General features: G+C 73.4%; 6 protein-coding genes and 3 tRNA genes. 3 read left to right on the forward strand and 6 right to left on the reverse strand.

Going from position 1 to position 6,959, the window contains the following annotated elements:
- Positions 1-38 precede the first annotated feature (38 nt).
- Together leuD and leuC are read right to left on the reverse strand one after the other, a co-directional pair.
- Positions 39-719, reverse strand: coding sequence for a 3-isopropylmalate dehydratase small subunit (leuD, locus tag GD880_RS13740; protein ID WP_152232179.1), 681 nt, complete (start codon positions 717-719; stop codon positions 39-41).
- A 20-nt stretch (positions 720-739) separates the two neighbouring features.
- Complete coding sequence (gene leuC / locus GD880_RS13745) at positions 740-2,167, reverse strand: 3-isopropylmalate dehydratase large subunit (RefSeq protein ID WP_152232180.1); 1,428 nt, start codon at positions 2,165-2,167, stop codon at positions 740-742.
- Between the two features lie 90 nt (positions 2,168-2,257).
- Here leuC and GD880_RS13750 point away from each other — a divergent pair, with 90 nt between their 5' ends.
- A complete protein-coding gene (locus tag GD880_RS13750; protein ID WP_152204657.1) occupies positions 2,258-2,980 on the forward strand; it encodes an IclR family transcriptional regulator in 723 nt (240 codons plus the stop codon).
- Positions 2,981-3,179: 199 nt separating this feature from the next.
- Here the strand turns inward: GD880_RS13750 and GD880_RS13755 are convergent.
- The 3 genes from GD880_RS13755 to GD880_RS13765 form a co-directional block, all read right to left on the reverse strand.
- Positions 3,180-3,252: transfer RNA gene (locus GD880_RS13755), tRNA-Glu, on the reverse strand.
- Positions 3,253-3,611: 359 nt separating this feature from the next.
- A tRNA-Glu gene (locus GD880_RS13760) sits at positions 3,612-3,684 on the reverse strand.
- A 50-nt stretch (positions 3,685-3,734) separates the two neighbouring features.
- A tRNA-Gln gene (locus GD880_RS13765) sits at positions 3,735-3,806 on the reverse strand.
- 214 nt (positions 3,807-4,020) lie between these two features.
- Here GD880_RS13765 and GD880_RS13770 point away from each other — a divergent pair.
- Together GD880_RS13770 and GD880_RS13775 are read left to right on the forward strand one after the other, a co-directional pair.
- Positions 4,021-4,632, forward strand: coding sequence for a hypothetical protein (locus GD880_RS13770; RefSeq protein WP_152232181.1), 612 nt, complete (start codon positions 4,021-4,023; stop codon positions 4,630-4,632).
- 55 nt (positions 4,633-4,687) lie between these two features.
- Complete coding sequence (locus tag GD880_RS13775) at positions 4,688-5,296, forward strand: DinB family protein (RefSeq protein ID WP_152232182.1); 609 nt, start codon at positions 4,688-4,690, stop codon at positions 5,294-5,296.
- Positions 5,297-5,332: 36 nt separating this feature from the next.
- On the opposite strand, the gene gltX is transcribed toward GD880_RS13775, so the two are convergent.
- Positions 5,333-6,865: a glutamate--tRNA ligase gene (gltX, locus tag GD880_RS13780; protein ID WP_152232183.1), complete on the reverse strand. Its 1,533-nt coding sequence runs from the start codon at positions 6,863-6,865 to the stop codon at positions 5,333-5,335.
- Positions 6,866-6,959: the final 94 nt, after the last annotated feature.

Here is a 6,959-nt window from a genome sequence, read left to right on the forward strand (position 1 = left end):
CCGAGGCAGGGGCGACGGACCGGGCCGAGAAGGGCGCGTCAGGCCAGCGGGGCGTCGGCGTGGGCCGGCAGGCCGCCGGACTCCCCCACCGGGCGCGCCGCCATGATGTGCACCGGCGGCAGGTGCTTGGCCGGCAGGGTCTTGGGCCGCCACGCGGCCCGCTCCTGCTCGTAGGCGGTGATGTCGGCCTCGTTCTGCAGGGTCAGACCGATGTCGTCCAGGCCCTCGAGCAGGCGCCAGCGGGTGTAGTCGTCGATCTGGAACGTCGTGTGCACCTCGCCGGCCACGACGGTCCGGTTCTCCAGGTCGACCGTGACCTCGGTGCCCGGGGCGTTCTCGAGCACCTTCCAGATCATCTCGGCGTCCTCCTGGCTGATGACGCCGGCGACCAGGCCCTGCTTGCCGGAGTTGCCGCGGAAGATGTCCGCGAAGCGCGGGGCCAGGACCACCCGGAAGCCGTAGTCCTTCAGCGCCCACACGGCGTGCTCGCGGGAGGAGCCGGTGCCGAAGTCGGGGCCGGCCACGAGCACCGAGCCGTTGGCGTACGCGGGCTGGTTGAGGACGAAGTCCGGGTCGCCGCGCCAGGCGGCGAAGAGGGCGTCCTCGAAGCCGGTGCGGGTGACCCGCTTGAGGTAGACGGCCGGGATGATCTGGTCGGTGTCGACGTTGCTGCGCCGCAGCGGGACGCCGACGCCGGTGTGCTGGGTGAACTTCTCCATGGTCACGTGCTCCTTCGGCGTCAGGCGTGGACGGGCTGCTGGGCGGGCGCGAGGTCGGCCGGGGCGGAGAGGGTGCCGCGCACCGCCGTCGCCGCCGCCACGAGCGGGGAGACGAGGTGGGTGCGGCCGCCCTTGCCCTGGCGGCCCTCGAAGTTGCGGTTGGAGGTCGACGCGGCGCGCTCGCCGGGCTTGAGCTGGTCGGGGTTCATGCCCAGGCACATCGAGCAGCCGGCGTTGCGCCACTCGGCGCCGAAGTCGAGGAAGACCCGGTCCAGGCCCTCGGCCTCGGCCTGCAGGCGCACCCGCGCCGAGCCGGGCACGACGAGGACGCGGACGTCGTCGGCCTTCTGCCGGCCCTTGATGACGTCGGCGACGGCCCGCAGGTCCTCGATGCGGCCGTTGGTGCACGAGCCGATGAAGACCGTGTCGACCTTGATGTCCTTCAGCGGGGTGCCGGGGGTCAGCGCCATGTACTCCAGCGCGCGCTCGGCGGCCTTGCGGGCGGACTCGTCGGCGATGTCGACCGGGTCGGGCACCGCGGCGGACAGCGGCAGGCCCTGGCCGGGGTTGGTGCCCCAGGTGACGAACGGCTCGAGGCTGTCGGCGTCGAGGTCGACCTCGACGTCGAAGACGGCGTCGTCGTCCGAGCGCAGCGTCTTCCAGTACTCCACGGCGGCGTCCCAGTCGGCGCCCTCTGGCGCGTGCGGGCGGCCCTTGATGTACTCGAAGGTGGTCGCGTCGGGGGCGATCATGCCGGCGCGGGCGCCGGCCTCGATGGACATGTTGCAGATGGTCATCCGCGCCTCCATCGAGAGGTTGCGGATGGCCTCGCCGCGGTACTCCAGGACGTAGCCCTGGCCGCCGCCGGTGCCGATCTTGGCGATGATCGCGAGGATGATGTCCTTCGCGGTCGTGCCGGGCCTGAGCGTGCCGGTGACGTTGATCGCCATCGTCTTGAACGGCGCGAGCGGCAGCGTCTGGGTGGCCAGCACGTGCTCGACCTCGGAGGTGCCGATGCCGAAGGCCAGGGCGCCGAAGGCGCCGTGGGTGGAGGTGTGGGAGTCGCCGCACACCACGGTCAGGCCCGGCATGGTCAGGCCGAGCTGCGGGCCGACGACGTGGACGATGCCCTGGTCGGCGTCGCCGAGGGAGTGCAGGCGGACGCCGAACTCCTTCGCGTTGTTGCGCAGCGTCTCGATCTGCGTGCGGCTGGTCGCGTCGGCGATCGGACGGTCGATGTTGAGCGTGGGGGTGTTGTGGTCCTCGGTCGCGATCGTCAGGTCCGGCCGGCGCACCTGCCGCCCCGCCAGGCGAAGGCCCTCGAAGGCCTGGGGGCTGGTCACCTCGTGCACGAGGTGCAGGTCGATGTACAACAAGTCCGGCGCCCCGTCGGTGCCCTTGCGCACCACGTGCGCGTCCCAGACCTTCTCGGCCAGCGTTCCGCTCATCACGCTCTCTCTTCCTTGTGGCCGGCCCCGTCGCGGGCCTCCGGCGCCGCTTACTTGCAATCTCAGTCCCTGAGATGCGAATATCGCTCCATGGACAACTCTAGCGGAGTCGGCGTCCTTGACAAGGCCGCCACGGTTCTCGGCGCGCTGGAGGCCGGGCCGGCCACGCTGGCCCAGCTCGTCAGCGCCACGCACCTCGCCCGCCCGACGGCGCACCGCCTCGCCGTCGCGCTCGAGCACCACCGCCTCGTGGCGCGTGACATGCAGGGCAGGTTCATCCTCGGCCCGCGCCTGGCCGAGCTCGCCTCGGCGGCCGGCGAGGACCGCCTCCTCGCCGCGGCCGGCCCGGTCCTCACCGCGCTGCGCGACCACACCAACGAGAGCGCCCAGCTCTTCCGGCGCCAGGGCGACCAGCGCATCTGCGTCGCGGCGGCCGAGCGGCCCATGGGCCTGCGCGACTCGATCCCGGTGGGCGCGACGCTGACGATGCTCGCCGGGTCCGCCGCCCAGGTGCTGCTGGCCTGGGAGGAGCCCGACCGACTCCACCGCGGCCTGCACGGCGCCAACTTCACCGCCACGGTCCTGTCCGGCGTGCGCCGGCGCGGATGGGCCCAGTCCGTCGCCGAGCGCGAGCCGGGCGTGGCCTCGATCTCCGCCCCGGTGCGCGGGCCGTCGGGCCGTGTCCTCGCGGCCGTGTCCATCTCCGGGCCCATCGAGCGGATGGGCCGTCAGCCCGGGCGCCTGCACGCCCCCGCCGTCGTCGCGGCGGCCAACCGGCTCACCGAGGTGCTCAAGCGCACCGAGGAGGGCTGAACCGCCAGCGGTTCCGCGAGCGAGTCCCTGAGGGCCGCCGGCCACGTGCCGGCGGCCCTCAGCCGTCGGGGCGGCGCTTCCCGGTCCTCAGCCATCGGGGCGGGGGCGCTCCGGTCCTCACCGTGGGCCGGGACGGCGCCCCATCCGCAGCCGAGAAAGCGAGAGGCCCTCACCCGTCGGGTGAGGGCCTCTCTGTCTGTACCCCCAGCCGGATTCGAACCGGCGCCGCCGCCGTGAGAGGGCGGTGTCCTAGGCCACTAAACGATGGGGGCTTGCGTTGTTCACTTGTCTGCCACCGGTGGCGGCCCTGAAAGACTAGCAGGCCTGAACCCGAGGTTCGAGCCCGGATCCGTCCGACCGGCTGTGAGGTCACCCACAGGGCCCTGCCGCGAACAGCAGGATCGCACCGTCCGCCGAGCTCGCCGCGGAGGAGGACGTCGTCGGTCCGGCTGGCGCGACGGACACCTGCGGGGCCCCCTGTCACGCCTGTCCAGGCGAGCGCGTCCAGAGCCCGCGTCCGCGCCGGACGCACGAGCACCGCGCCGGTCCCGGCATGGCCCAGGCCGACGCCCACCGGTCGCCGGGAAACGACACAGGCCCCGCACCGAAGTGCGGGGCCTGTTGCTGGTCGTACCCCCAGCCGGATTCGAACCGGCGCCGCCGCCGTGAGAGGGCGGTGTCCTAGGCCACTAAACGATGGGGGCTTGCACACCCGAAGGTGCGTCACGGCTCGCACCGAGGTGCTTGCCGATCGCTGGGGTACCAGGACTCGAACCTAGACTAACTGAACCAGAATCAGTCGTGCTGCCAATTACACCATACCCCAAGGGGGTATGACATCCGCTCCGCCCGTCGGCCTCCTGGACGTCTTACCGGGGAGAGACATTACCCGAGCGCGAGGCCCGGACCAAACCAGATCGACTGTTCGTGACTGACCTCACGGGTGGCGGGCGGGGCGCGGGGGCGGCCCTTCCGGACGGTTACGTTGGACGAGTGGGCGCCCGGCACGGCGGCGCCTCATGCCCGCGAGGGGAGGGCGGATGGGCCACCGTGGGATCAGGCGTCGGGTCCGCCTCGTCGTCGCACTGCTCGCTGCCGCAGCCCTGACCGGCTGCGCCCCGACGGCCCCCCAGGACGCCCAGGCCGGGGCCGTGCACGCGGCCGACCGCCCCTCCCCCGCGAGCAAGCCGGCCGCCCGCTGGGACCCGCCCGCGATCGACGGCTACACGCGCTCCGAGCGGGCGCCGGGCCCCGGGATCGTCCAGCTTGAGGATCCGTCCGACGCGTGCGTCCTGCAGCTCACGCGCTCCCCCCTGCCCGCTCTCCCGGCGGACCGCTCGCGCGACGACCGCGCCGCGACGGAGGACGCCCTCGACGTCAGCCTCCAGCTGCTCGAGGGGGCGGAGGAGACCGCCCGGCGCGACACGACGCTGACCACCGACGCCGGCCCCATGGCCGCCCGCGAGATCGCCGTCACCACCTCGGTGGGGACCCAGCGCGCCGAGCTGCGGATGGCCCTGCGGGCCTCGGCCGCCGACCGCGCGCTCGTCGGGCTCGTCCACATCTGCCCCGCCGGCGCCCTGGACGAGGCGGTGTGGGACGCCTGGGTCGCCGGAGCCACCTTGCGGAACACTACCGCCACGACGTTCTGACCCCGGGCCACCGTCGCGCTTGGTGGTGGGGCGGCGCCCCGCTAGCGTCACCGCCATGACGCCCGACGACGTCCGCCACGCCACCCAGTGGCTGGCCAACGAGCTGCGCGCCCGTCCGGAGGCGCGGTTCGACTACGACCGCCCGGCCCGCGGCCTGACCTGGTCCGTGTGGCGCACGCTCGAGCACGTCCTCGACGACCTGCTCGCCTACGCCCTCCAGGTGGCCGGCCGCGCACGGGAGGGCTACATCCCGCTCGTCGACGCGGACGGCGGCGGCGACGTGGCCCGCTGCGAGCGGTCCGCCGGCGTCCCGGGGCTGGCGGCCACCCTGGAGGCGTGCGGGGAGCTGCTCGCCGCCCAGGTCCAGGTCCGGCCGTCGGTCGAGCGGGCCTACCACCCCTACGGCGAGAGCGACCCCGCCGGCTTCGCCGCCATGGGCGTCTGCGAGGTGGTCGTGCACGGCTGGGACGTGCTCACCGCGCTGGACGACGCCGTCGCCACGCTGCCCGAGGACCTGTGCGCCAAGGTGCTCGATCGACTCTTCCCCGGCTCCCCCCTCGAGCTGGGCAGCCCCCAGGACGTGCTGCTCTGGCAGACCGGTCGCGAGGAGCTGGCCGACCGGCCGCGGCTGACCAGCTGGCGCTGGGACGCCACCGTGCGCTGACGGGGCCGGCCGGGCACCCCCGGCCGGCCCCGCCCGTCAGGCGCCCGGCTGACCGTCCAGCTGGGCCCGCAGGCTCTTGAGCCGGGTCAGGGTGTGGTCGCGGCCGAGGATCTCCATCGACTCGAACAGCGGCGGCGAGACGCGCCGGCCGGTCACCGCCGTGCGCAGCGGCGCGAACGCAAACTTCGGCTTGATGCCCAGCCCGTCGACGATCGCCTCGCGCAGCGCGTGCTCGGTGGCCTGGGAGGAGAAGTCGTCGAGGCGCTCGAGCGCCTCGACGGAGGCGTCCAGGACCTCCGGGGCCTCTGCACGCAGGGCTTTGCGTGCGTCGTCCTCGATGGCGAGGTCGGCGTCGTCGCGGAAGAGGAACCCGAGCATGCCCGGGGCCTCGCCGAGCAGCACCATGCGCTCCTGGACCAGCGGCGCGGCGGCGTCGAGGACGTCCCGCTCGCGGTCGGTCAGCGCGTCGTAGGCGCCCGCCGTGACGAGCCCCGCGGCACGCAGGCAGGGCACCAGGCGCGCGCGGAAGTCCTCGGGGGCGAGCATGCGCACGTGCGTGGCGTTGATCGCCTCGGCCTTCTTGAGGTCGAAGCGGGCCGGGTTGGGGTTGACGTCGTGGACGTCGAACGCGGCGACCATCTCCTCCTTGGAGAAGATGTCGTTGTCCGGGGCGATGCCCCAGCCCAGCAGCGCCAGGTAGTTGAGCAGGCCCTCGGGGATGAAGCCGTGCTCGCGGTGGAGGAAAAGGTTGGACTGGGGATCCCGCTTGGACAGCTTGCGGTTGCCCTCCCCCATCACGTACGGCAGGTGGCCGAACTGCGGCATGACCTGGGCGACGCCGAGGTCGAGCAGCGCGCGGTAGAGCACCACCTGCCGCGGGGTGGAGGAGAGCAGGTCCTCCCCGCGCAGCACGTGGGTGATGTTCATCAGCGCGTCGTCCACCGGGTTGGTCAGGGTGTACAGCGGGAACCCGTTGGCCCGGACGATGACGAAGTCCGGGATGGAGCCGGCCTTGAACGACACGTCGCCGCGCACGAGGTCGGTGAACGTCACGTCCGTGTCGGGCATGCGGACGCGCAGGACCGGCTCGCGGCCCTCGGCCCGGTAGGCGGCCTTCTGCTCCTCGGTCAGGTCGCGGTCGTAGCCGTCGTATCCGAGCTTGGGGTCGCGGCCCGCGGCGCGGTGCCGGGCCTCGATCTCCTCGGGGGTGGAGAAGGACTCGTAGGCGTAGCCCGCCTCGAGCAGCCTGGCGGCCACGTCGCGGTAGACGTCCATGCGCTGGGACTGCCGGTAGGGGCCGTGAGGCCCACCGACCTCCACCCCCTCGTCCCAGTCCAGGCCGAGCCACCGCAGGGCGTCGAGGAGCTGCTGGTAGCTCTCCTCGCTGTCCCGCTCGGGGTCGGTGTCCTCGATCCGGAAGACGAATGTGCCTCCGACGTGGCGCGCGTACGCCCAGTTGAACAGGGCGGTCCGGATGAGGCCCACGTGCGGGGTGCCGGTGGGCGAGGGGCAGAAGCGGACGCGGATGTCGGAGCCCGCGGGCGCGGCGGTGGCGGTGTTCTCGGTCATGATGGCCCCCAGCGTAGTCGGGGCCGGCCGCGCCGCCCGGGCCGGGCCGCCGCCGCGCGCGAGCCGGGTGCGGGCCGGGCCGCCGCCGGGCGCG

The organism is Georgenia ruanii (assembly GCF_009193175.1).
GTDB lineage: Bacteria > Actinomycetota > Actinomycetes > Actinomycetales > Actinomycetaceae > Georgenia > Georgenia ruanii.